We start from the raw sequence: 23658 nt of genomic DNA, 5'->3' as shown, positions 1-23658 counted from the left end.
GGGTCGTAGATTTGCAGCGCACCTTTCGGCAGGACCATGCCCCAGAACAGCATGATCCCGATCAGGAACGGCGTGATCAGTGACATCGGGTTGCCGCCTCGGCCGCCGAGCGCTTGCGTCCCGAAGAAGATCGAGCCACCGATGCATGTCACTGCCACAAAGCACGCGGCCAGGATGACAAAGCCTGGATCGGAAACGATCAGCCCGAGGCGCTTGAATGCCGCGACCGTTTCGTCGAAGGCGTTGTAGGTGATGTACTCCATCGTGAGGGCGTAAGCCCACGACGGCACGAACAGCAGAAAAACCGGGCTGCACCGCAGGAACGTGCGCATGGGCATCACTTCGACGCGCTGGTTTTCATCTGCAGGTCTCGCTGCCGCTGACTCAGCATCTCGTGCGCGAGCGCAATGTTCGTCGACAGATCGGCAACCTGCGCCGCGTAGTTCGCCTTCGCCATCTCTCGGTATCGAAGGGAGCGCTCTTCCATCGCCGCCACGCGCTCGTAGGCACCCGAGATGTGGGCGACGTTGCACTTCTGTGGGGTGCCGGCGCTGTACCGCTGGAGTTCGTGGACCTCGCGCGCCTTCGACAGGACCAAGCGCGTCATCTTGTGCAAGTCATCAAAGACGCGGGCGGCGTAGGCCGTCGACAGCGGAAGCACCAGTGCGTCGATCGTCTCCGGAACCGTCTGCTGTGCCGTCGCGTCGCGCAACAGGTTGTAGAGCGGGAAAGGCGCGCGGCTCAGGAACTCGCGGTCGTCGGCCGAAAGCAGCTGTGCGCCACCGACCGACATCTTCGCGGCGATGCCGGTCAGCCGGTCCGCGATCGAGTCGGCGATGTTCGACGAGCTGGCGACGCTGCACGCGCCGGCCGTTCCACCGGCGACCGGCGCACGTTTCTCCATCTGCCCGACGATCAGATCGAAGCCGTCAATCTGGTCATTGCCGGCGCACGATTCGACCGGCATCACAATCCAGGTTCGTGTGGCGTCGCTGTAGCCGACGTGCACGTCGCCAATCAGGCCGCGCGCCAGGTCGGCGTACTCATCCAGGTCCAGCAACTCGGCCGCGTTGCCGACCACGCTCCCGTTCGTGAAGACGTTCTTGAAGGCCGCCGGACACTCGGACATTGCGTCGGCCTGGCTTACCGGCGAGGCACCATTGCCTGCAGCCGTCTGATCGTTGAAGTCCTGGGTATTCTTCAGTACCCCATCGAGGATGCCTTTGCCCTGGGCGGCCTTCTCGCGCATGCCGTCGAATACGGACGTGTCCCCCGACACCGCGAGCGCCGCGACCTGCTTCGACATCCGGCAGTCGTTCACCTGAATCGAATTCAGGTAGTCCGTGATCTGCTCCATCGTCTGCATCGCGGAGCTACACGGTTTGCAGTACTCCTGCATCGCGAGCTCGAACGCGAAAGCCGGCGCGGCCTGGATGATGCGCTGGAACTTCTCGACCAGATATTCGGTATCGAGATAGCTCATGGCACCGCCGAACAGGTCGATGCCGCCGCAGCCGGCTTGAATGCGCGGCGGCTGCACGGTCAGCAGGTAGTCGTTGGTCATGCGCCAGCGGCCGCTGAACGAGCCAGCGTTGTAGTACCCGCGCTGCTGCGTCTGCAGCGAGCTGGGACCGCCGCTGATCGACTGATCGAACCAGTCCTCGACCCAATCCGCCCGAGCTCGATCGCTCCACACCGCCGCAAGTGCAAGGGCCGCTACAACCAGAAGCACCATCACCATGCGGCGCGCTAAGCGACGGCGACGTTCGGCATCGGCTCGCTCGGAGATCCAGCAGTCAACCGTCTGGCTGCGCCAGCGTAGTGGAGTCGTTTGGAAGGCCGGTGGAAGCTGGTCGGGCTGCCGGGCGCGAAGCGTGAGAATGGAACAGGCGGGCACGCCGAGACGGTCGGCGAGCTGCTCCACATCAAGGGTACTCATCGGAAACCTCCAGTCGGGGACCGTATCCCGTTTTCTGTTGCTGAGAGCGGGCTGGCGTTTCGCATGCGAAACGGTCGTGGGCTCGGTGCTTATCCACCGCAACCACCCTCCCGCTATCGGCTCTTTCCCTATCGGTAACAGCTATAGGTTTTTGGGGGGTGGAAATGTCGCGTCCGGAATCGGTGTTGCGGGGTGGAGATGTCGCGAACGAAGGGGTGGAAATGTCGCGTGGATAACTCCCGTGACTCAGAGGGTTTTCCACAGAAATCAAAGTGCGGTGTGACACCGGTGGTCGAGACGGCAGGAGTCGGAGCCCGCCGCAGACGGTATCGACCTGAGCTGCCGGGTAAACGGCGAGGGCACGAGTCAGCGCTCGGCGCAGCTCTTTTTTTAGGTTCTTGCGAGCGTGTGCGCCGCTGCATTCGGTGCCGAACTGCTTGTGAAGCGCTGACCACGGGACAAGCGTTGGTCCCCGGAGTCGATGCAGACGCGAAGAAAGCCATGTGTAGCAGTCCATCGCGAGTGCCGAACTGGATAACGCCTTGAGCGCCCGCAAGTCGAGGGGCGTGGCGTGATCCAGGAGCCGGCGTAGAAACTCGTCCGATAAAACGAGCGTGGGCGCCCACAGTGCACGCTGACCTTCGTCATTGCCGATCCACGCATCGAATCTGGTGACCGGCTGAAGGTTGGAGGTCGTTACCGATCGGCCGTGGCTCCACCCAAACTGAAGGCGACAAACCGCCAAAGCAGAAGCCTGTCGCCGAAGTGCGGCGTACGCGCCGCGTGTCTTCTGCCCACCGTTGGGAGTCTTCCCGAGCAGCCGAAGGAAGCCGGCGGCACTGTCGCCAATCCAGATCTCCGGCTGCCGGTGCCGGACGGCCTGGGTGCAAATCCATGCCAGCATGAGCCGCGGCAGCGGGCCGTACGGAACGATTTGCTGCTTCCAGGACGTGCCGGTCCACACTCGTCCTGCTTCCACGCGGAGTGAGCCGCGGCCGCTCGTCCGCTCGAAACAATCGCCATCCACGCGCGAACGTGGAAGACCGACTGTGCAGAGTAGGCCATCGAGGAAGGTGAGATCGTCGTCCGCCGGCGCGTCGAGGGCGATAGCCTCGGCTGCAGCGATGATGCGTCGTTCCGCGCAAGTCAGCATGGTTGCTGCCCGCACCGGTTCAACGTCCAGCACGTGAGACGACGCGCGAGGCAACAGGGCGCAGAAGCTCCTCGATGCGGCGGAGCTCACGTGCCTCTTGGTCGGCAATCCAGCGCATGACAGCCTCGCGTCGCCAACGAAGAGGGCGCGTTCGCCAGGGCGGCGGCACGCGGTCTGGTGCGCGAGCGCGTAGGGTCAGTACAGTTGCGGGGGATAACCCGAGCAGGATGCTCAAGCCAGCAACGTCCAGCATGTCGCTGGCCGGGCCGTGGAGTGCGTGCAACATTGCGCCACCTATGTGCGTCATGGGGTGGCCTAGGAAGTTATTTGCGAAACCTTGGCAGCACAGGGGTTCGTCTGTCAGGATTGCTTCCCATGCGTGCACAAGCGGCTGAATGTGTTGACGAGGCATCCGCGCCGTTCTGTGCGGCATGCGGTAGCTTGGTGCAGTCTGCTCACAGTCAGGCCAGCGGCCGTATCCGGCCACAGCGGAAGTACTGCGCGCGGCACTCTCGGACGCCTCAAGGCTTCAACCGTTGGATGCAGCAGCTCGGCGACGCTGCTGTCTCCGCGCGGGTCGATTCACGATGGACGGATCAACTGATCGAGCGAGAAAAGGGGCGAAGTTCGTTCGACTTCGAGCGTGACTACTTGCGCCTGCGTCGGGAGGCGACGCAGCGTCTCGAAAGCGGTTTGCGGCACTTGGCCGCCGAGTTCTGCGGGGCTGGCCAAGGGACGGGAAAGATAGTCGACCGGGACGTGAGGGCGTGGGCTCTGCGGCTGTGTGGGTCAACGGCATCAGAGACGGCGCACATCGTAGGCACATCGCGCCGCACCATCACGACATCAGCCGACAAGGTTACTTCGGCTGTCAAACGAGCGGCTGACCTGTGCGGCGACAAGATTGCAGCGGTTCGGGACGCGCTCCTCGAGTTCGCAACTGGGGCGGGCTACCTGAGCGCCTCGCCGGCGCCTTACTGGGATGCGGCAGAGTTACGCGAGCTCGCCGTACTCATTGATGTTCAAGAAAGGTCGCGTAGAGCGTCGTGGCCCAAGCTGATCGACGTGCGCCCTGTCGTCGAAGCGCTACTGAAAATCGACTTGGTCGCACTGATTACACCTGCGGCGCTTCTCGCTATATCGCCGGCAGCTGGCCTGCCAGACGCAGCGTTTGATCCCAGAGGATTTCTCCGTCGCCTTGTCCGGCGATCAAGGCTTGGTAAGCCGCCACAACCGAGTTCAGTTTTGAGCGCCTATATGCGTGCAGCCAAGAAGCGCGAGCATGTGAGCTCACCCTGGGATGAAGATCCTGCATTCGTTCTCGTCACGGGTCTTTCCTTGGTCAAGAACTGCCTCGTCGCGTCTGAACCCGAACAGCTGCTGCCACCCCGAATGTCGGCAACCTGCCGGTACTGCTGGAAGCCGGCAGACCGGAATGTCGGGCGCTGCCACGACCACCTACGAGTCCGAACAAAGCCCCGCTACGACGACGAGTTTCAGCGCCTCGCGCGCAGTCTGATGGTGGAGGCAGGTCGGATCGAAGGCCAACTGCTCAGATCACCGCAGTATTCAAGCTTCGCGAGATATGTCTTGTCGGACTGGGAGGCTGGAAAGCAATGGCGGCTGGCCGACAGGAAGCATTCGGAAGCGATCGCTAGCCAGCTGGGTTTGTCACCTCCGAGCGCAGCATCCGTTTCGCATGCGAAACGCACGCTCGAAGACCTCCAGAATGCGACGATTGACTACATGGTTGAGGTTGAAGAACGCGGGGTCGAACTGCACGCTCGCACGATCTACCGAATCGCCTACGAGATGGTCCGTCAGCGAGTGAGGGCGAGGCATCTGGCTATCGGGTTCCTGATGGCCGAGCAAGATGCAGTAGAGAAGACCAGGTGTGCAGCCGTGGGAAAGCGATTGGGAATATCTCGGCAAGAGGTATGGCGAGCGAAGGAGGCTGCGGAACGTGCGGTCGCTAAGGCTGGGCAGATCATCGCCGACGCGATTCCTCTGCCTGATAACTTGATCCGTACAAAAGAGCGGGTAGATATGCAGCGCCGCGTGATGCTGCTCGCAGTCTGTCAGGCGGTTTTGGGACCGCGGAGTCTCGTCCGTGCTGACTGCGCGCCTTGCCCGCGAGGCGAGTGATTTTCATGCTTCCCGTTCCCGAGGAAATCGAGTCAGTCATTCAGGCGAAGGATGCCGAGGACGGCCTGTTCACCGAGTGGGCGGTACACTCGGCTCTTCGAGCGGCGGCTGACAAAGTGGGCGACGTGTCGAAGGACCTGCGGCCCGGCGCGTTGGCGGAGATGATGGCCTTCGGATTTATGCCCGCCTTCGACGGAGGGGGTGAAGATCCATGGCGGTCCTTCTTCCGGCCGATGATGTCGGGCACGCTTGAGAGCGGCGAGCCGTTCTACTCGCCCGACATCAGGCAGGCCGACTCCTCAATCGTCGAGCACTGGGCAGGTCGTTCGCACTCAGTCCGGCATCCGATCCTTCGTGCGCGATATGCAGACCTTGTGTGGGATCTCGGTCGGCAAATTACTCAGTCTAGCCAGCGAGACGTGGAGCTGGCGCGCGCCGCAATCGACGCCTACCTCGAACTTGCGGCTACCGAGTCAGCGAAGCACACACTTGATCGCTTCCAGTGGGCTAAACGGGGGATGTCGCTGGCCATTCAAATCGGAGACGAAGAGCGCACTGACCGAGGCCGCGGTGCATTGTTAGAGCTACACCATGAGAGCAAATTCCGTGCTGATGGGACGTGGTGGCCACGTGCGTATGACTTTTTGATTTCCAGCCGTCGAACTCGACTCACGGACGCTGAGCGCGAAGCCCTCGTTGCCGACCTAGAAACCACCATTGCTTCCTGCTCTGAGGCGCAGAGTGGTCGCTTCAATCCGCATGACGTAGCGGACGCCGGGCGTCGGCTCGTCGCGCACTACACGAGGCTGGGCAGACCGGAAGATGTGAGACGAATCTGGGAGATCGTGGCGCGCGCCCACGAGCATCACGCCAGCCTTGGTACCGCGATGCTGGCCAGTCACTTCCTTGCTGAAAGCCTAGAAGCATTCAAGCGAGCCGGGCTCCACAAGGAAGTCGGGCGCGTGCGCGTGCTCATGGAGCAGAAAATCGAGGAGTCGCGAGGGGAAATGACCGAAATTTCCACAGAGGTCAAGGTAGACGCTGAAAGAATAGAAGCTGCTTTGCAGAAACTCATTGTGGAAAATGACGCCCAGACACTGGCGAATATCGCCGTGGAGTTCCTGCTGAAGCCAGATAATCTGCGGCGCGAGATCGAGCATCTGGCGGAAGTCGCACCTCTCATGTCGATGTTGAGCAGGAGCATCGTCTCTGACAATCGGGTTGTCGGCATAGTGGGGGCAGTCGCCGACGACATCCTCGGGCAGCAGATCCAGCATGGGCTCCAAAATCTGAACTTCAACACGCGGTTGCTTGATCGCGCAGTGAAGATCGCCATTGAGCGCCACGCCGTCTCGCCGGACTACCTGGTGGGTTGGGCGAATCAGCGCGGGCTTTTCGAGAGTGACACAGAGCTACTTCGAGCAGGTTTTCAAGCGTGGCAGGACGGAGACTACGCGAAGGCGCTCCACCTACTGATTCCACAGGTCGAGCGCGCGCTACGCGCTGCAGTCGGTGCTGTCGGGTTGCCGGTTACGAAGGCGGGACGCATTGCTGGTACCAGTGTCGCCATCAACATGGGTGACATCATCTACGACGACGCAACGATTGCCGCATTAGGGGTGCTAGGCCCGTTCCTCAAGATTCATTTTGCGTGCCTGTTCTGTGATCCACGCGGCTGGAATTTGCGAAACGACTTTGCGCACGGGTTGTTGTCTAGTGAGCACGTTGGTTTGGGGGCGGTGCTGTGGCTGGTTCACTCGCTCCTCGTGCTGGGTTGCTGGGAGCCGCCAGTTAATTAGGGCTTCTGCGGCGCGCCGCTCGGCACGAGGCTGAGCTGTAATCAAAAGGCAAGTTGGCGCCCCGGGTAGGAATCGAACCTACGACCCTCTTCTTAGGAGGAAGATGCTCTATCCACTGAGCTACCGAGGCGCAGATCATTGCATCTGCCGGAGCAGCCGTAGCTCCTTGAGGACGGCGGCGAGCTGGACCTCCAGCGACGCATTGTCGGCCGACTGAAGAGCAAGCCGATCCATTTTAAGGGCAATCTGTTCGGCACGCAGCTGCGTGTACCGCTTCAGCATGTCCAGTGTCTTGTGGCCGGTGATCGCCGAGACTTCCATCATGTCCAAGCCGAGCTCGAAGAGCCGTGACGTGGCTTCGTGGCGGAGGTCGTGAAAACGTAGGCCATCGATCGAGGCTCGCCGGCACGCTCTGTCGAAAGCCTGGCTCAGGGAGTCGGCTTTGAATCCGAGCACTGCTTCGTCGGGCTTGATTCGCTTGGGCTTGGCCGCCGTCAGTGCATCAATGGCCCGCTGGCTGAGTGGGGCGGTACGCTTCATGCCGGTCTTGGCGGCGCCGGCGTCCTCGGCCCTGATCTGCAAGGTACGCCGTTCGAAATCGATGTCTGCCCAGATCAATGCGCATAGCTCACCGCGGCGGGCAGCGGTTTCGATCGCCAGGATGATCGCCAACTTCAAGCTCGCATTGAATGCGCAGGCGCCAAGTAGCCGGTCCTCTTCCCCCGGGAGAAGCCGGCGGTCGCGCCCATCGCCCTCCGGCGGTCGATCTACGCCGCGTGCGGGATTGCCGAACGGTAGCCGGTATCCCCAGCTCTTGATCGCCACATCGATAACCCGGGCGAGGAAGGCCATCTCCTTCTTCACCGTCGGCGGCTTTACGTAGCGGTCCAGCTCGACCAACGGCAGATCGCGTCTTCCGCCGCTGCGTACGCAGCGTTGCCGCAGGCGCTCGTCTCGATACTGGCCGATCCGCTCCGGTGTCAGGGCCGCGAGCGGGATGTCTCCGAGTTCTCGCCGGAGCGGAGTAGCGCAGCTTTTCGCAGCTCCAGGCGAGCGCAAGCGGGGCACGACCTCTTCCATGTAGCGGTCGATGATCTTGCCGAGCGTTGATTTCTTCGCGCGCTCCACACCGGCGAGGTCTGCGCCCAGCTCGACCAGGCGCTCCTGCTCGGCGACCCAGCGCTGGCCCGCGTCCTTGGTCTTGAACGACCGTGTGACTCTGCGGCCGTCAGGCAGCGTTATGCGAAAATCGTGGCGGACCTGCTTCAGCGTGCGCTTGCGCCCGTCGGCGTATTCGCGCTCTACTTCCCAGCGGCGCTCCTTGTAGTAGGCCATGGTGTCGAAAGGCAGGTATAGAGCAGATGAGCGAGTGGCGCCAAGTTAAAAAGTCGAGGCAGGACAACGGCCTACAGTCTAACGTGCTTCCGCCTCCTAAGCGGAGGGTCGCAGGTTCGATTCCTGCCGAGGGCACCACTCCCGGCGGTGCTACAGTTGGCAAGCCGCTTGCAGAGTTGCGCCGATTTTTTTGTTTTTCTTGAGTTTTTGATTTAGCATCCGCGAGACTCTGTTTCGCGCGCCGCGGGGGCTAGCGGCAGGTGGGAGACCCATGGTGAAGACGCGTATCTGGTCGCTGGTTTCTGCCGCGTTGACGGCATTCGTGCTGTCCGCCTGCGGCGGCGGAGCCGAGTTCGGCGAGACGACCGGCGGCACGCTCGGTGGCACGACCGGCGGTACGACAGGCGGCGGGGGAGGCGATACCGGCATCCGTGTCGGCATCCTCAGCGGCGAGCAGTTCACGCCAGGCGCGATTGCCATCTCGCAGAGCCCGCTCGACGCCGGCGGCAGCGCCGGTCTGCGCGTGGACATCGTCGATACCGAGAACGGAAACGCACTTGTCACTGAAGCTGCCAGCGTGACGTTCTCGTCGCCGTGCCAGGCTCAAGGACAGGCACAGATCGACACCCCTGTTGCGACCAGCACGGGCTCGGCGTCGACGACGTATCGCGCACAGGGCTGCAGCGGCGACGATGTGATAACGGCGACGGTAAGCGTCGGCGGCGAGTCTCTCGTGGCGACGTCCACGATCGAAGTGCTGCCTTCTCCGGCGAGCGCGATCTCTTTCATCTCGGCGACACCGTCGGTGGTCGGCCTGCGCGGGTCCGGCCGTCCGGATACAGCCGTCGTCATATTTCAGGTGACCAATGCTGCGGGTGGCGCGGTTGCCAATCAGACGGTCGTGTTCACACTCGACACGACCGTTGGTGGGATCACGTTGAATCCCGTTCAGGGGGTTACCGACTCGAATGGATTCGTTCAGACCACGGTCAATGCGGGAACGGTCCACACGAGCGTACGCATCACGGCGCGCTTATTGGATAGCCCCGCTACACCCGATGTCGACGAAAGCTTGGTGCCCCCAGCCCAGTCCGAGTCCCTAGTGATCTCCACCGGCTTGGCAGATCAGGACAGCTTTTCGTTGAGTGTGGGCTGCTTCAATATCGAGGGGGACACACTCGACGGCAACCAGACGAACGTCAACATTTTGGCGGCCGACCGCTTCAATAATCCGGTGCCGGATGGCACGGCGGTCGCCTTCACCGTCGAAGGCGGTTCGGTCCAGTCCGAATGCCTGACGGTTGGCGGCGGCTGCTCGGTCCAGTTCACGACGCAGAACCCGCGACGGCCGAATCATCGTGTGACCCTTCTGGCAACCGCTATCGGTGAGGAAAGCTTCACCGACATCAACGGCGATGGCCGGTATGATGCGGGCGAGCCCTTTCTCGATGAGGGCGAGGCCTTCCGCGACGACAACGAGAACGGTGTTCGCGATGGCAACGAACCGTTTCTGGACTTCAACGACAACGGAGTCTATGACGGGCCCAGCGGCAGCTTCACGGGCGTGCTCTGCGATTCCGGCTGTGACTCGCGTTCCTCGCTGCATGCGCGAGACCAGCAGGTCATCATCATGTCCGGCTCGACAGCGTTCTTCGATTTCACGCCGAACCCCATCGATCTGTCAAACGGGGCCGTCGCCGTCCGTGTCGACATTGGCGACGATGCCGGACAGCCGATGCCCGGAGCGAGCCGGATCGAAGCATCCACGACACTGGGCTCGATCATCGGTGACTCCAGTTTCGACCAAGTTTGCACGACGCTGAACGCTCCGTTCCCCTATACCTTCGTCATAGAGCCACCAACCAATGACGAGCCGGATTCCGGCATCTTCAGCGTTAAGGTGACCACCCCCAGCGGTGTTGTTTCGTCAGCTGCAATCGGTGTCACTTTCTCTCCTGATCCAGGTGAGCCGCCCCCACCTCCGGGCGATCTGGGGTCGATCAAGTTCGTGTCTGCCTCCCCGGAAACCATCGGAATCCGTGGCACCGGCTTGGATGAAACCGCTGATGTGACCTTCCAGGTGTTCTCCGATACCGGCGCACCCATCGCGAATCAGCCGGTGACCTTCAGCCTGTCGACCAGCGTCGGCGGCATCGAGCTGCAGCCGACCACGGCCGTGTCGGACGCCAGCGGTGTTGTCAGAACAATTGTGCGTGCCGGCACGGTACACACAGCGGTGCGTGTTCGCGCGACGGCAACGGGGGCGGATGGGTCGCCGACCGTCTCGGCGCTCTCGTCGCAGCTGACGATCACGACCGGCCTGCCGGACCAGAACAGCGTGTCGCTGTCGGTCGAAACGCTGAATCCGCAGGCCTGGGATGTCGATGGCACGACCGTGCCGGTGACAGTGCGCGCTGCAGACCGCTTCAACAACCCGGTCCCGGACGGGACAGCGTTTGCCTTCACGACGTCCGGAGGCTCGATCGGAGGCTCCTGCGTGACGGTCGATGGGGCATGTACGGTCAATTGGGTCAGCCAGAATCCACGCGTGCCGCGAGCAGTGATCCTGACCACCGCCGTCGGCGAGGAATCGTTTATCGATTCGAACGGCAACGGCCGCTACGACGACGGCGAACCCTTCCAGAATCTCGCGGAGGCATTCCGGGACGACAACCTGAATGGCGCGTTCGATAGCGGCGTCGAGGAGTTTCTCGACTTCAATGGCGACAACCGTCGCAATGATCCGAATGACGCGACGGGCCCTGACTTCGAGAATCCTTCGCGGTTCACGGGAACGCTCTGCAATGGGCCGAATCGCTGCGATGAGGCCGGCACCTTGCACGTCTTCGACTCGATCGTGATCACGATGTCGGACTCCGAATCCTTGATCGACGTGACGCCGCCGAGCAATGACATCACTGTCGATGGCGGTAGCTTCGAACTTGAAGGTTCGGTGCCTACGATCACGATTCCGACGCGCGAAGGCACCGGCGGCACGGCGACGCTCCGCGTCGTGATTCGCGACCTCAACGACCAGCCGATGCCTTTGGGTACGGTGATCTCACTGACCAACTTCGGTGGAGACGTGACGATTACACCTTCTGATGCTTATGTCGTTGGCAATCAGACTGATGACTCTGTCGGGGGCAACACCTACACATGGACGATCGTCGATGAAGTCTTCGTGCCGGGCGATCAGCTTGGCGCATTGACGCTCGAAGTTACTGCACCGAACGGCGCGGAGTCGTCCTACGAGTTCCGTTTGCGCCTGGATGACCAGACCGGCGACGGCGGAGGGGGCGGCCCCTAGCCGTCGAGCTGACAACGGAGTGGGCCGCGGCCGGCATTGCTGGCCTCGGCTCGTTCAGGCGTCGGACTTCTGACCGAGGATGCGGGCCATCGCGAGTTGACCCAAGCCCAGCACCAGTGCGACCAGCCCGACGCCGAAGCGCAGCTGGATCTTCTCGCGCTGCTGCGTGAGCTGTGCGGTGATCTCGCGCTCGATCATATCGCGCAGTCGCGCAATGCCGGCCTCGTCCGGCTGCAGGTGGGGGCCGCGGCGTTGCAGTTCGAGCCGGAGGTTGAGCTCGACCGATGCCTCGATGTCGGCGGCGCTGTAGTCGGGCAAAGCCCACCACTCCTGACCGTAGTAGGCACACAGTCCCATGCCGAGCGCCAGCAGCAATGCGGTGAAGGTGCGTGGCGAGCGTTTCGGGGGCATGGCGATCGGCTGATGGGAGGGCGAAAGCCGCGATTGTACGTGGGCGATCGTCAGCGGGCCGTCTGGGGGGATTCCACGGCGCGACGGCCCGGGGGTGCGTGAAATAATCGCCGGCCTATCCGCACGTCGAGGAGATCGCGATGCGTATCGGGACCCCGAAGGAAATCAAGAATCACGAGTACCGCGTCGGACTGGCCCCGGCGGGTGTGCGCGAGCTGACGGCGCATGGGCACGAGGTGCTCGTCGAGACGCGCGCGGGCCTGGGTATCGGCATCGCGGACGAGGAGTACGTCGCGGCCGGGGCGACGATACTCGCGACGGCCGCCGAGGTCTTCGAGCAGGCGGACATGATCGTGAAGGTGAAGGAGCCTCAGGCGTCCGAATGCGCGATGCTGCGCGAGAACCAGCTGCTGTTCACCTACCTGCACCTGGCGCCCGATCCGCAGCAGGCGAAAGGGCTACTGGACTCCGGATGCACCGCGATCGCCTACGAGACCGTGACCGACGGCCGGGGCGGCCTGCCGCTGCTGGCGCCGATGAGCGAGGTCGCGGGCCGCATGTCGATCCAGGCAGGCGCACACGCGATGGAGAAGGCGGCGGGTGGCAACGGCGTACTGCTCGGCGGCGTGCCGGGCGTGCCGGCCGCGGAGGTCGTGATCATCGGCGGCGGCGTCGTCGGCTACAACGCAGCACGCATCGCGATCGGCATGGGCGCGCGCGTGACCATTCTCGACCGGACGCTGCCGCGGCTGAACTGGCTCGACAGTGTCTTCGAGAACCGCGCGACGACGCTGTACTCGACCCGCGATGCGGTCGAGACCTGCGTGCATCGCGCGGACCTGATCATCGGTGCCGTGCTGGTGCCGGGTGCCGCTGCGCCCAAGCTGGTCACGCGTGACATGCTCAAGTCGATCCGCAACGGCGTCGTGATGGTCGACGTCGCGATCGACCAGGGCGGTTGCTTCGAGACTTCGCGGCCGACGACGCATCAGGAGCCGACCTACGTCATCGACGGCGTCGTGCACTACTGCGTCGCCAACATGCCGGGTGGCGTGGCACGCACGTCGACGTTCGCGCTGACCAACGCGACCTTGCCGCACGTGATCGCGCTGGCCGACAAGGGCTGGCGCAAGGCCTTGAGCGACGATCCGAACCTGCGCGAGGGGCTGAACGTGCACCGCGGGCAGGTCACCTACAGGGCCGTGGCCGAGGCACTGGGTTACCCGTACACACCGGCCGCGGACGTGCTGCAGTAAAAATGTGGTCAGGCGCGTTGCGGAGGCAGCCGCTTTTACACCAGCGGTGCCGCACTCGTGTCCAGGACCTTCTGCCGGAACTCGCAGAGGTCGACGATCACGCAGCGTGCGCATTCGGGCTTTCGTGCCTTGCACACATAGCGACCGTGCAGGATGAGCCAGTGATGTGCGTCACGGGCGAACTCCGCCGGCGTGAACTTCACCAGCTTGTCCTCCACGGCGCGCACGGTCTTGCCGGGGGCAAGGCCGGTGCGGTTGGCGACGCGGAAGATGTGCGTGTCGACGGCGATGGTCGGCTCGCCGAAGGCGGTGTTGAGCACGACGTTCGCGGTCTTGCGGCCGACGCCGGGCAGCGCTTCGAGGGCCTCGCGGCTGCGCGGCACTTCGCCACCATGCCGCTCGATCAGCGCCGCGCACAGGCCGATGACGTTCCTGGCCTTGGTCTGATACAGGCCGATGGTCTTGATGTACTCGCGCAGTTTCTCCTCGCCCAGCGCGAGTATCGCCTGCGGCGTGTTGGCGACCGGAAACAGCCTTGCCGTCGCCTTGTTGACGCCGACATCGGTGGCCTGCGCCGACAGCACCACGGCGACCAGCAGCTCGAACGGTGAGTCGTAGTTCAGCTCGGTCGTGGGCGCCGGATTGTTCTCGCGCAGGCGCCGGAAGATCTCGTGGCGCTTGGCCCCGTTCATTCGATGCTCATGCAGCGATCACTCGACGGTCATGCCGCGGCGGGAGCGGGCGAGGGCGCCGCGGTGCGCGCGGCGTAGCGGCGGTCGATCCAGTTCTTGCCGGCGATCAGCAGCCCCAGGCCAATGAACGCACCCGGCGGCAGCGCCGCGAGCAGCAGGCCCTGGTAGTCCGGGATCACGGTCAGGTGGACGCCGCGCAGCGCCTCGCCGAACAGCAGGTGCAGGTCGGTGCCGAGCGTGCCCTGGGCCAGCAGTTCGCGCATCCCGCCAAGAAGTACGAGTGCGAGGCCAAAGCCGGCCCCCATCATCAGGCCGTCGAAGGCGGCACGATTCACCGGATTCTTCGCGGCGTAGGCCTCAGCGCGACCGATGATCACGCAGTTGGTCGTGATGATCGGCAGGAAGATGCCGAGGATGTTGTAGAGCGTGTTGAACCAGGCGTTCATCACCAGCTCGACGATGGTCACCAGTGCCGCGATCACCATGACGTAGATCGGGATGCGGATCTCCTGGCGCACGACCGGGCGGATCAGCGAGACGATGGTGTTGGACATCGTCAGCACGAACATCGTCGCGAGGCCCAGCGCCAGGGCGTTCACGAGGTTGTTGCTCACCGCGAGCAGCGGGCACAGGCCCAGCAGCTGCACGAAGCCGGGATTGTTGGTCCACAGGCCGTCGCGGGCGATCTTTGCGTAGGGGCCGACGGTCGTGGTCATGGCGTCTCCGGTGCCGTGGCGAACAGGGTTTCGCGGTTCTCGGCGAAGTACTGCAAGCTGCGGTGCACCGCCCTGACCACCGCGCGTGGCGTGATCGTGGCACCGGCGAACTGGTCGAACACGCCGCCGTCCTTGCGAACGGTCCAGTCGCGCGGCCCGGGGGCGAGCAGCGAGCGGCCGTCGAAATCGAGCACCCAGTCGCTGCGGCTCAGGTCGATCTTGTCGCCGAGGCCCGGCGTTTCCCTGTGCGAGGTCACCCGCACGCCGGTGATGCGACCATCGTAGGCGATGCCGACCAGCAGCGCGATCGGCCCGCTGTAGCCGTCGGGCGTCACCGCGCCGAGCACGGCGGCCACCGGCCGGCCGTCCTTGCGCGCGCGCCAGACGGTGTGAGTTCCGGGGCCGAGGGCATCGCTGTCCACCTGCAGCGTGTCGCTGGCCACCGCGTTGTCGTAGCCGCCCGCGGGCAGCACTTCTTCGAGCTGTTGCAGCAGGCGCTGCTGTTCGGCGTCGCGGATCCGGTCGGCCGTCAGCGACCAGGTGCCGCCGAGCACCGCCGCGGCGACCAGACCGAACGCGCCGAGCACGCCGCCGGCCCGCAGCATCTGCACGACAGTTGCGTTCACGGCTCGGACTCGCGGCGCGTGTGGCCGTAGACACGCGGCTGGGTGTAACGGTCGATCGTCGGTGCGCAGATGTTGAGCAGCAGCACGGCGAAGGCGACGCCGTCGGGATATCCGCCCCAGGTGCGGATGACGTACACGAGCACGCCGATCAGCGCGCCGTAGAGCAGGCGTCCGCGTGGCGTCGTTGCCGCGGACACCGGATCGGTGGCGATGAAGAAGGCGCCGAGCAGGGTCGCGCCGGCCAGCCAGTGGAACAGCGGCGAGGCGTAGCGGTCGGGGTCTGCCGCCCAGAACGGCAGCGCGATCAGCGTCAGGCCGGCGAGCATGCCGGCGGGGATCTGCCAGCGGATCGTGCCGCGCCAGAGCATGTACAGGCCGCCGCCCAGCCAGGCCAGCGCGATCCACTCCCAGCCGGCGCCGGCCGCCCAGCCGATGGCGGCGTCCCCCGAGATCTCGGTCAGGGTGCGGTCCAGCGCGAGCTGCGTGCGCACATGATCCAGCGCCGTCGCCGCCGACACCGCATCGGGCGCCGAATCCCAGACCGGCTGCAGCGCCGGCCACGCCGTCATCTGCACCGGGAACGAGATCAGCAGCACGACGTAGCCGACCATCGCCGGGTTGAAGGGGTTGTAACCCAGCCCGCCGTAGACCTGCTTGCCGAGCCCGATCGCGAACAGACTGCCGACGACGGCAATCCACCACGGCGCGATCGGCGGCAAGGTCAGCGCCAGCAGCACGCCGGTAACGAGCGCGCTGCCGTCGGACAGGAACGGCCTGAGCGGCCGGCCCCGCAGCCACAGCGCGATCGCTTCGAACAGCAGGCAGGCTGCCACCGCGATCGCGATGTTGCGCAGTACGCCCGGGCCGAACAGCAGGACATAGACGACGATGCCGGGCAGCAGCGCCAGCAGCACGTCGCGCATCACGCTGCCGACACTGGCGGCGACCGGCAGGAACGGGGAGGACAGGCGCATCAGCTCGCGCCGTCCGGTTTGTCCGCGGCCTCGCGCGCGGCCTTCTTCGCCTTCGCAGCCGCAATCGCGCGCGCGACGGGATCATCGTCGGCCGGCGTTGCGGCGGCGTCCTTCGCGGCTTTCCTGGCCTTCGCTGCGGCGATGGCGCGAGCGACCGGATCGTCGGCGTTGTCGCTCGCAGTCGCCTCCTTCGCCGCCTTTTTTGCCTTGGCTTCGGCAATGGCCTTGGCGACGGGGTCGTCAGATGCGGGTGCGGTCGTAGCCTCCCTGGCGGCCTTTTTCGCTTTCGCCGCCGCGATGGCCTGGGCAACGGGATCGGCGGCGTCCTGCGCTTGCTCGGCGGCTGCCTTCCTGGCCTTCGCAGCGGCGATGGCCCGTGCGACCGGATCATCCGCAGGTGGCGCGTCGGCGGGTTCGGTGCCTGCGGCCTTCGCCGCCTTGCGCGCCTGCGCCGCCGCGATGGCGGCAGCGACGGCGTCGTCCGACGGCGGGGCCTTGCGTGGCCGTACAACCGGCGCTTCGGCCGGGCCACCGGCCGCGGCGGCCGCCTTCTTCGCCTTGGCTGCTGCAATGGCCCGGGCAACCGGATCGTCTGCCGGGGTGGTGGCGTTCGAGTTGTCCGTGCTTGCCGCCTTCTTCGCCTTCGCGGCAGCGATCGCGCGCGCTACCGGGTCGTCGGTTGCGGCGCTCCCGTCAGCGGTTTGCGCAGCGGCCTTTTTCGCCTTCGCGGCCGCAATCGCGGCGGCTACCGGATCGTCGGTGCCGTCGGCCGGCGTCGCGCCCGCGGCGGGCGGCGCTTCGCTGGAATCGGCGTCGGCCTTGCGTGCGGCGAGCTGTGCCTTCTTGCGTGCGCGCGCTTCTTCCTTCTCGCGTTCTTCGCGCTCCAGCCGCGCCTGGCGTGCTTCGTGACGTTCACGTGCGGCGTCGGCCTTGCGCTTCTCGCGGTCCTCGGCCCAGATCTCGGTCTTGGCGTGTCGGTAGTACTGCACCAGCGGGATATGGCTGGGGCAGACCTGGGCGCAACATCCGCATTCGATGCAGTCGAACAGATTGAGCGCACGGGTCTTGTCGAACTCGCCCCCGCGCGCGTGCCAGTACAGCTGCTGCGGCAGCAGGTTGACCGGGCAGGCTTCCTGGCAGGCGCCGCAGCGGATGCACGGCATCGCCGCCTCGTCCGGGCGCAGCTCCCCGGGCGCGGCGGCGAGGATGCAGTTGGTGCTCTTGATGACGGGCAGCGCGTCCGACGGCAGCGCGAAGCCCATCATCGGGCCGCCCATCAGCAGCCGGCCGGGTGGCTGCACGTAACCGCCCGCCTGTTCGATCAGGAACTGCATCGGTGTGCCGATGCGGGCCTCGAAGTTCTGCGGCTGCGCCACCACACCGCCGGTAACGGTGACGATGCGTGCGGTCAGCGGCTCGGCATGGCGCACCGCGCGATACACGGCGCGCGCCGTGCCCGGGTTGTGCACGACCAGTCCGATGTCCAGCGGCAGGCCCTCGCTCGGCACTTCGCGGCCGGTCAGGGTCTGGATCAGCTGCTTCTCGCCGCCCTGCGGGTAGCGCGTCAGTACGACGCGCACCTGGATGCGCTCGTCCTGCGCCGCGGCAGCGCGCAGCGCGGCGATCGCGTCCGGCTTGTTGTCCTCGACGCCGATCAGGCAGTGCGGTGCGCCGATGGCCTGCAGGATCACCTGCACGCCGCCGACGATCTCGTCGGCGCGCTCGGCCATGAGCTGCTGGTCGCAGCTGATATAGGGCTCGCACTCGGCGCCGTTGATGATCAGCGTCTCGACCGAGCGGCCCGGGGAAAGCTTGATGAAGCTGGGGAAGCCGGCGCCGCCGAGCCCGGCGATGCCGGCGCGGCGCACGGTCTCGCGCAGGGTTTTCGCGTCGAGTGCGGAGAAGTCGTCGACCGGGGCCCATTCCGGTGCCGGCAGGCTTTCATCGCGCCCGTCGGTGTCGATGACGATGCACGGCGCGGCCAGACCGGAGACATGCGGAATCGGCCGCGACTCGATCGCGACGACGGTGCCCGAACTGCTGGCGTGGATCGGCACCGACACGAAGCCGTCCGGCTGGGCGATGGTCTGGCCGCGCAACACGCGCTCGCCGACCTTGACCACGGGCTTGGCCGGCGCGCCGGCATGCTGCGACAGCGGCAGGACCAGTTGCGGCGGCACCGGTGCGACGCGGATCGGGTGCCGCGTCGACATGTCCTTGCGATAGTCGAGGTGCAGGCCGCCGCGGAAGTTGAATAGCCGCTGCATCAGCGACATCAGGCCGCCTCCGCCGTCTGCGGTTCCGATGCCGGTAGCGGCCAGCGCCAGGTCCGCGGCGTGTCGGCAATCGGTTCCATCGTGATGCAGTCGACCGGGCAGGGCTCGAGGCACAGCTCGCAGCCGGTGCATTCCGTCGCGATCACGGTGTGCATCTGCTGCGCGGCACCGAGAATCGCGTCGACCGGACAGGCCTGGATGCACTTGGTGCAGCCGATGCAGATGTTCTCGTCGATGACGGCGACGGTCGGCACCGCCTTGGCGACGCCGTTCTCCGGGTTCAGCGGAATCGGCTCGCGGCCGAGCAGTTCGGCGAGCTTGACGATGCCGTCCTCGCCGCCGGGCGGGCACTGGTTGATCTCGGCCTCGTTGGCGGCAATGGCCGTGGCGTATGGCCGACAGCCGGGAAAGCCGCACTGGCCGCACTGCGTCTGCGGCAGGATCTTGTCGATCTGCTCGACCAGCGGATCGCCCTCGACCTTGAAGCGCACGGCGGCGAAGCCCAGGCCGATGCCGAAGACCGCGGCCAGGGCCGCCAGCGCGATGATCGCCGCAAGCATCAGTCCAGCCCCGAAAGGCCGAGGAAGGCCAGCGACGTACCGGCGCGAGCATACGAGCGGGGTGAAGCGTCACGCTTTGGCAATGCGTTGATGCGCATTGCCAGTGACGCTGAACGCGCAGCGGGGATGCGAGCCGTGCGAGTCGACGGGATCATGTCTTCAGTCCAATCCCGAAAAGCCGAGGAAGGCCAGTGACATGATCCCCGCGGTCACCAGCGCGATCGGTGCGCCCTTGAACACTGCCGGGACGTCGGACACGGCGAGCCGTTCGCGGATGCTCGCGAACAGCAGCAGCACCAGCGAGAAGCCGAGTCCGGCGCCGAGCCCGGTCAGCAGCGATTCCATGAAGTTCTGCGACTGGCGCACGTTGAGCAGCGCGACGCCGAGCACGATGCAGTTGGTCGTGATCAGCGGCAGGTAGATGCCGAGCACCTGGTACAGCAGCGGACTGGATTTGTGCACGACCATCTCGACGGTCTGCACAGCTGCTGCGATGACCAGGATGAAGGCGATCGTGCGCAGATACTCGAGGCCCAGCGGCACGAGGATGTAGGTGTCGGTGAGGTAGGTCGCCACCGCCGTCAGCGTCAGCACGAAGGTGGTCGCCAGCGCCAGGCCTGCCGACGTCTCGACCTTCTTCGAGGTACCCATGAACGGGCACAGGCCGAGGAACTGGACCAGGACAAAGTTGTGGACCAGAACCGCGCCGATGAGGATGAGGACGTATTCAGTCAAGGCGAAGGCCGCCGCCGGGCGTCAAAACCGCGTGATCATGCGTTGCCGCACCGCGGCAAACAAGGATGACAGGATCAACAATCTGTTCTCATTCCGCTGCGGAATATGCACTGCGCGGCGACCGGTGTCGCGGCGCGCTATTTGATCCGCATTCCGGGCTGCGCCCCATCGTCCGGATACAGTAGGCAGGGGCCGGCGCTGTCATTGCTTGCGGCCAGCACCATGCCTTCGGACAGGCCGAACTTCATCTTGCGCGGGGCGAGGTTGGCGACCATCACCGTCAGCCGACCGACGAGTTGCGCCGGGTCGTACGCGGCCTTGATGCCGGCGAAGACCTGCCGCGTGCCCAGCTCGCCGACGTCGAGCTGCAGGCGCAGCAGCTTGTCGGCGCCCTCGACCGCTTCGGCGCTGGCGATGCGGGCAATGCGCAGGTCGACCTTGGTGAAGTCGTCGATGCCGATGGTGTTTCCCTCTCCCGTCTGCGGGAGAGGGTGCCTCGCAGAGGCGGGAGAGGGCGCCGGCGCAGCCGGCGTCTTTCCGCGCTGGCGCGCGGCCCTCTCCCCAACCCCTCTCCCGCCCGCGGGAGAGGGGCTATCGCCCGCCTCTTCGGCCAGCATCGCGTCGATGCCGGCCTTGTCGATGCGCATCGCCAGCGGCTGGTAAGGCTGGATCGGATGATCGAGCAAGGCGTCGCCGGCCTGCGTCCAGGTCAGCGGGGCGATGCCCAGGAAGGTCTCGGCCTGCCCGGCAATCTTCGGCAGCAGCGGCTTGAGGTACAGCGTGAGCTGGCGGAACACGTTGATGAAGGTGGTGCAGACGCGGTGCAGCGCCTCGGCCTTGTCCGGATCCTTGGCCATGATCCACGGCGCCAACGTCTGGATCTCGCCGTTGGCCTCGTCGGCCAGACGCATGATCTCGCGCACGGCGGCGGCGTACTCGCCGGACTCGTACAGCGCCGCAATCGACGGGCCTGCGGCGGCAATGCGCTCGAACAGCGCGCGGTCATGCATCTCGCCCGCGAGCCGGCCACCGAAGCGCTTCTCGATGAAGCCGGCGCAGCGGCTGGCGATGTTGACGTACTTGCCGACGATGTCGCTGTTGATGCGGCTGACGAAGTCGTCGAGGTTGAGGTCGAGGTCGTCGACGCCGGCGCCGAGCTTGGCCGCGAAGTAGTAGCGCAGATACTCGGGATTCAGGTGGTTGAGATAGGTGCGCGCGCGGATGAAGGTGCCGCGCGACTTCGACATCTTTGCGCCGTTGATCGTCAGGTAGCCGTTCACGTGCAGCTTGGTCGGCGTGCGGTGCTTTGATCCGTGCAGCATCGCCGGCCAGAACAGGCCGTGGAAGTTGACGATGTCCTTGCCGATGAAGTGGTGCAGCTCGCTGTCGGCGCCCGCCGCCCAGAAGCGGTCGAAGGCGTCCGCCTTGCCATTCTGCTTGCACCAGGCGCGGAAACTCGCCATGTAGCCGATCGGCGCGTCGAGCCAGACATAGAAGAACTTGCCCGGCGCATCCGGGATCGGGAAGCCGAAGTAGGGCGCGTCGCGCGAGATGTCCCAGTCGCGCAGGCCGGCGTCGAACCACTCGCGCAGCTTGGCCTTGACCGCGGGATGGGCGACGTCGCCGGCCAGCCATTCGCCGAGCACGGTCTGGAACTTGCCGACCTCGAAGAAGTAGTGCTCGGAATCGCGCATCTCGGGCGTGGCGCCCGACACCACCGAGTGCGGGTCCTTCAGGTCCGTCGGTGCATAGGCGGCACCGCAGACCTCGCAGTTGTCGCCGTACTGGTCGGCCGACCCGCACTTGGGGCACTCGCCCTTGATGTAGCGGTCCGGCAGGAACATCTGCTTCACCGGATCGTACAGCTGCTGGATCGTGCGCCGTGCGATGGCGCCGCCGCTGTCCAGCCGCCGGTAGATCAGCTCCGACAGTGCCTGGTTTTCCGGCGAGTGCGTGGAGTGGTAGTGGTCGAAGGCGACGCCGAAGTCGGCGAAGTCGCGCGCATGCTCGCTGCGGACGTTCTCGATGAACGCCTCCGGCGTCACGCCGGCCTTCTCCGCGGCGAGCATGATCGGCGTGCCATGGGCGTCGTCCGCACAGACATAGTGCACGTCGTGGCCCGCCATGCGCTGGAAGCGCACCCAGATGTCCGCCTGCACGTAGCCGACCATGTGACCGAGGTGCAGCGGTCCGTTGGCATAGGGCAGGGCGTTGGTGACCAGAATCTGTCGACGCATGGGATGCGGATCAAGGCGGTTCGGCAAGCGGGATCACGCGATTATCGCATGTCGCTCGCGCCACCCCGCCGAATCGGCCACTTCCTGAGGGCGCACGGCGCATCCGAAACTGGGGGTTTTCCTGTAAGGGAATGGCTGACCGTGTGGGGTACAGTCGGACCGCGTCGCCGACGGCGCGGGGGAGACGCCCGGTCCGGGATGCGCGGCGATCAACAGACCAGTTCACAAGGAGAGTGCGTAATGGGTGCATCGAAGCGCTTCATTTCGGGCGTGGCGGCGGTCGCTGCCGGCCTGGGCCTGCTGGTGTCGTCGGCGCAGGCCGCGACCCCGCAGCCGATCAAGAACCAGTACATCGTCGTGCTCAAGCCGCAGATCGGCCTGGGCGACCCGCTGCGGCTCAACGAGACGGTGCAGTCGCTGCTGGTGCAGGTTGGCGGCGGACAGGTGCTCGCGCAGTACCAGCACGTGCTCAAGGGCTTCACGGTGCGCATGAGCGCGTCGCAGGCGGCGGCCCTGGCGCGGCTGCCGCTGGTCGATTTCGTCGAGCAGGACCAGATCATGACCGCCAGCGCGGTGCAGTCGGGCGCGACCTGGGGGCTGGACCGCGTCGACCAGCGCAACCTGCCGCTCGACGGCAACTACGTCTATCCGAATCAGGCCGGAGCCGGCGTCAACGTCTACGTCGTCGATACCGGCCTCAACGCCACGCATGTCGACTTCGGCGGTCGCGTCGGCACCGGGCGCAACTTCGCGCCGAACAGCGGCGGCTTCCTCTGCAACCTGCTCGGCATCGGCTGCAGCACCGACCCGGCGAACACCACCGACTGCAACGGGCACGGCACGCATGTCGCCGGCACCGCCGCGGGCTCGACCTGGGGTGTGGCCAAGGCCGCGACTGTCGTGCCGGTGCGCGTGCTCGGCTGCAACGGCAGCGGCTCCAACTCCGGCGTCATCGCCGGTGTCGACTGGGTCGCGGCCAATGCGCAGCTGCCGGCGGTTGCCAACATGTCGCTCGGCGGCGGCAACTCGGATGCACTCGACCAAGCCGTGCGCAACGCGATCGACGCCGGTGTGACCTTCGTCGTCGCCGCGGGCAATGACAACGCCAATGCCTGCACCGGCTCGCCGAACCGCGTCGCCGAGGCGATCACCGTCGGGTCGACCACGAACACGGATGCACGCTCCTCGTTCTCGAACTTCGGCACCTGCGTCGACATCTTTGCGCCGGGCTCGAACATCACCTCCGCCTGGTACACCAGCAACACCGCGACCAGCACCATCAGCGGCACCTCGATGGCCTCGCCCCACGTGGCCGGCGCCGCCGCGCTGGCGCTGGGCGCCGCGCCCGGCTCGACGCCGGACGCCGTGGCCGACGCGGTGATCGGCAATGCCACGCTCGGCGTGCTCGGCAGCATCGGCAGCGGTTCGCCGAACGCGCTGCTGTACGTCGGCGAGTAAGGCTTTGCTGCAAGGTTCGGGGCGGGCCGGTCGGCC

At 65.5% G+C, this 23658-nt stretch carries 18 protein-coding genes and 1 tRNA gene; 5 read left to right on the top strand and 14 right to left on the bottom strand.

The window, feature by feature from the left end; genetic code table 11:
- The 3 genes from C8D93_RS11525 to C8D93_RS21375 form a co-directional block, all read right to left on the bottom strand.
- Positions 1–332 (bottom strand): conjugal transfer protein TraG (locus tag C8D93_RS11525; RefSeq protein WP_146216579.1); only part of this gene is annotated, 332 nt, incomplete at its 3' end.
- A 5-nt stretch (positions 333–337) separates the two neighbouring features.
- Positions 338–1939 (bottom strand): conjugal transfer protein TraH, encoded by a 1602-nt coding sequence (locus C8D93_RS11520; RefSeq protein WP_110265339.1) that lies wholly within the window; start codon positions 1937–1939, stop codon positions 338–340.
- Positions 1926–3092, bottom strand: coding sequence for a replication protein RepA (locus tag C8D93_RS21375; RefSeq protein ID WP_366515931.1), 1167 nt, complete (start codon positions 3090–3092; stop codon positions 1926–1928). The genes C8D93_RS11520 and C8D93_RS21375 overlap by 14 nt, the downstream gene beginning before the upstream one ends.
- Before the next feature lie 540 nt (positions 3093–3632).
- Between C8D93_RS21375 and C8D93_RS20405 the strand changes: the two genes are divergently transcribed.
- Together C8D93_RS20405 and C8D93_RS11505 are read left to right on the top strand one after the other, a co-directional pair.
- Positions 3633–5237 (top strand): hypothetical protein, encoded by a 1605-nt coding sequence (locus C8D93_RS20405; protein ID WP_146216577.1) that lies wholly within the window; start codon positions 3633–3635, stop codon positions 5235–5237.
- Between the two features lie 5 nt (positions 5238–5242).
- On the top strand, positions 5243–7036 hold the full coding sequence (locus C8D93_RS11505) for a DUF7380 domain-containing protein (protein WP_146216576.1): 1794 nt from the start codon (positions 5243–5245) through the stop codon (positions 7034–7036).
- A 54-nt stretch (positions 7037–7090) separates the two neighbouring features.
- On the opposite strand, the gene C8D93_RS11500 is transcribed toward C8D93_RS11505, so the two are convergent.
- Together C8D93_RS11500 and C8D93_RS11495 are read right to left on the bottom strand one after the other, a co-directional pair.
- A tRNA-Arg gene (locus C8D93_RS11500) sits at positions 7091–7166 on the bottom strand.
- 5 nt (positions 7167–7171) lie between these two features.
- Positions 7172–8371: an integrase gene (locus C8D93_RS11495; protein ID WP_110265335.1), complete on the bottom strand. Its 1200-nt coding sequence runs from the start codon at positions 8369–8371 to the stop codon at positions 7172–7174.
- Between the two features lie 274 nt (positions 8372–8645).
- Here C8D93_RS11495 and C8D93_RS11485 point away from each other — a divergent pair, with 274 nt between their 5' ends.
- Positions 8646–11681 carry an Ig-like domain-containing protein gene (locus tag C8D93_RS11485; RefSeq protein ID WP_146216575.1) on the top strand — a complete coding sequence of 1012 codons (3036 nt, stop codon included), beginning with the start codon at positions 8646–8648 and terminating at the stop codon, positions 11679–11681.
- Between the two features lie 54 nt (positions 11682–11735).
- Here C8D93_RS11485 and C8D93_RS11480 read toward each other — a convergent pair whose 3' ends face one another.
- On the bottom strand, positions 11736–12092 hold the full coding sequence (locus C8D93_RS11480; protein ID WP_110265333.1) for a hypothetical protein: 357 nt from the start codon (positions 12090–12092) through the stop codon (positions 11736–11738).
- Positions 12093–12232: 140 nt separating this feature from the next.
- Between C8D93_RS11480 and ald the strand changes: the two genes are divergently transcribed.
- Positions 12233–13348: an alanine dehydrogenase gene (gene ald / locus C8D93_RS11475; protein ID WP_110265332.1), complete on the top strand. Its 1116-nt coding sequence runs from the start codon at positions 12233–12235 to the stop codon at positions 13346–13348.
- 35 nt (positions 13349–13383) lie between these two features.
- Here the strand turns inward: ald and nth are convergent, their stop codons facing one another.
- The 8 genes from nth to metG all read right to left on the bottom strand — a co-directional run bounded on the left by nth (position 13384) and on the right by metG (position 22164).
- A complete protein-coding gene (gene nth / locus C8D93_RS11470) occupies positions 13384–14040 on the bottom strand; it encodes an endonuclease III (protein WP_110265331.1) in 657 nt (218 codons plus the stop codon).
- Positions 14041–14069: 29 nt separating this feature from the next.
- Positions 14070–14756 (bottom strand): electron transport complex subunit E, encoded by a 687-nt coding sequence (locus C8D93_RS11465; RefSeq protein ID WP_110265330.1) that lies wholly within the window; start codon positions 14754–14756, stop codon positions 14070–14072.
- Positions 14753–15382, bottom strand: a complete 630-nt coding sequence (gene rsxG / locus C8D93_RS11460; RefSeq protein ID WP_211307309.1) for an electron transport complex subunit RsxG — start codon at positions 15380–15382, stop codon at positions 14753–14755. Before rsxG ends, C8D93_RS11465 begins: the two co-directional genes overlap by 4 nt.
- Positions 15379–16356, bottom strand: a complete 978-nt coding sequence (locus C8D93_RS11455; protein ID WP_110265328.1) for an RnfABCDGE type electron transport complex subunit D — start codon at positions 16354–16356, stop codon at positions 15379–15381. Before C8D93_RS11455 ends, rsxG begins: the two co-directional genes overlap by 4 nt.
- Entirely contained in the window at positions 16356–18632 is a 2277-nt protein-coding gene (gene rsxC / locus C8D93_RS11450) for an electron transport complex subunit RsxC (RefSeq protein ID WP_211307308.1), read from the bottom strand. Before rsxC ends, C8D93_RS11455 begins: the two co-directional genes overlap by 1 nt.
- Entirely contained in the window at positions 18632–19192 is a 561-nt protein-coding gene (gene rsxB / locus C8D93_RS11445) for an electron transport complex subunit RsxB (protein WP_110265327.1), read from the bottom strand. The genes rsxC and rsxB overlap by 1 nt, the downstream gene beginning before the upstream one ends.
- A 159-nt stretch (positions 19193–19351) precedes the next feature.
- Positions 19352–19927: an electron transport complex subunit RsxA gene (rsxA, locus tag C8D93_RS11440; protein WP_110265326.1), complete on the bottom strand. Its 576-nt coding sequence runs from the start codon at positions 19925–19927 to the stop codon at positions 19352–19354.
- 137 nt (positions 19928–20064) lie between these two features.
- The gene (gene metG / locus C8D93_RS11435; RefSeq protein WP_110265325.1) at positions 20065–22164 is read right to left on the bottom strand and encodes a methionine--tRNA ligase; all 2100 of its coding nucleotides are present in this window, start codon (positions 22162–22164) and stop codon (positions 20065–20067) included.
- A 240-nt stretch (positions 22165–22404) separates the two neighbouring features.
- Here metG and C8D93_RS11430 point away from each other — a divergent pair, with 240 nt between their 5' ends.
- Positions 22405–23622 carry a S8 family peptidase gene (locus C8D93_RS11430; protein ID WP_170124003.1) on the top strand — a complete coding sequence of 406 codons (1218 nt, stop codon included), beginning with the start codon at positions 22405–22407 and terminating at the stop codon, positions 23620–23622.
- Positions 23623–23658: the final 36 nt, after the last annotated feature.

It is taken from the genome of Sinimarinibacterium flocculans, assembly GCF_003201205.1.
GTDB classification, from domain to species: domain Bacteria; phylum Pseudomonadota; class Gammaproteobacteria; order Nevskiales; family Nevskiaceae; genus Solimonas; species Solimonas flocculans.
This window is presented reverse-complemented; position numbering and strand designations above follow the sequence as displayed.

Bases quoted from the DNA above. Each gene is read 5' to 3' on its own strand.
- C8D93_RS20405 (WP_146216577.1), top strand. From the start codon at position 3,633: ATGCAGCAGCTCGGCGACGCTGCTGTCTCCGCGCGGGTCGATTCACGA.
- C8D93_RS11430 (WP_170124003.1), top strand. From the start codon at position 22,405: ATGGGTGCATCGAAGCGCTTCATTTCGGGCGTGGCGGCGGTCGCTGCC.
- metG (WP_110265325.1), bottom strand. From the start codon at position 22,164: ATGCGTCGACAGATTCTGGTCACCAACGCCCTGCCCTATGCCAACGGA.
- C8D93_RS11480 (WP_110265333.1), bottom strand. From the start codon at position 12,092: ATGCCCCCGAAACGCTCGCCACGCACCTTCACCGCATTGCTGCTGGCG.
- C8D93_RS11455 (WP_110265328.1), bottom strand. From the start codon at position 16,356: ATGCGCCTGTCCTCCCCGTTCCTGCCGGTCGCCGCCAGTGTCGGCAGC.
- C8D93_RS11465 (WP_110265330.1), bottom strand. From the start codon at position 14,756: ATGACCACGACCGTCGGCCCCTACGCAAAGATCGCCCGCGACGGCCTG.
- C8D93_RS11495 (WP_110265335.1), bottom strand. From the start codon at position 8,371: ATGGCCTACTACAAGGAGCGCCGCTGGGAAGTAGAGCGCGAATACGCC.
- C8D93_RS11505 (WP_146216576.1), top strand. From the start codon at position 5,243: ATGCTTCCCGTTCCCGAGGAAATCGAGTCAGTCATTCAGGCGAAGGAT.
- ald (WP_110265332.1), top strand. From the start codon at position 12,233: ATGCGTATCGGGACCCCGAAGGAAATCAAGAATCACGAGTACCGCGTC.
- rsxC (WP_211307308.1), bottom strand. From the start codon at position 18,632: ATGTCGCTGATGCAGCGGCTATTCAACTTCCGCGGCGGCCTGCACCTC.
- C8D93_RS11520 (WP_110265339.1), bottom strand. From the start codon at position 1,939: ATGAGTACCCTTGATGTGGAGCAGCTCGCCGACCGTCTCGGCGTGCCC.
- rsxB (WP_110265327.1), bottom strand. From the start codon at position 19,192: ATGCTTGCGGCGATCATCGCGCTGGCGGCCCTGGCCGCGGTCTTCGGC.
- nth (WP_110265331.1), bottom strand. From the start codon at position 14,040: ATGAACGGGGCCAAGCGCCACGAGATCTTCCGGCGCCTGCGCGAGAAC.
- C8D93_RS21375 (WP_366515931.1), bottom strand. From the start codon at position 3,092: ATGCTGACTTGCGCGGAACGACGCATCATCGCTGCAGCCGAGGCTATC.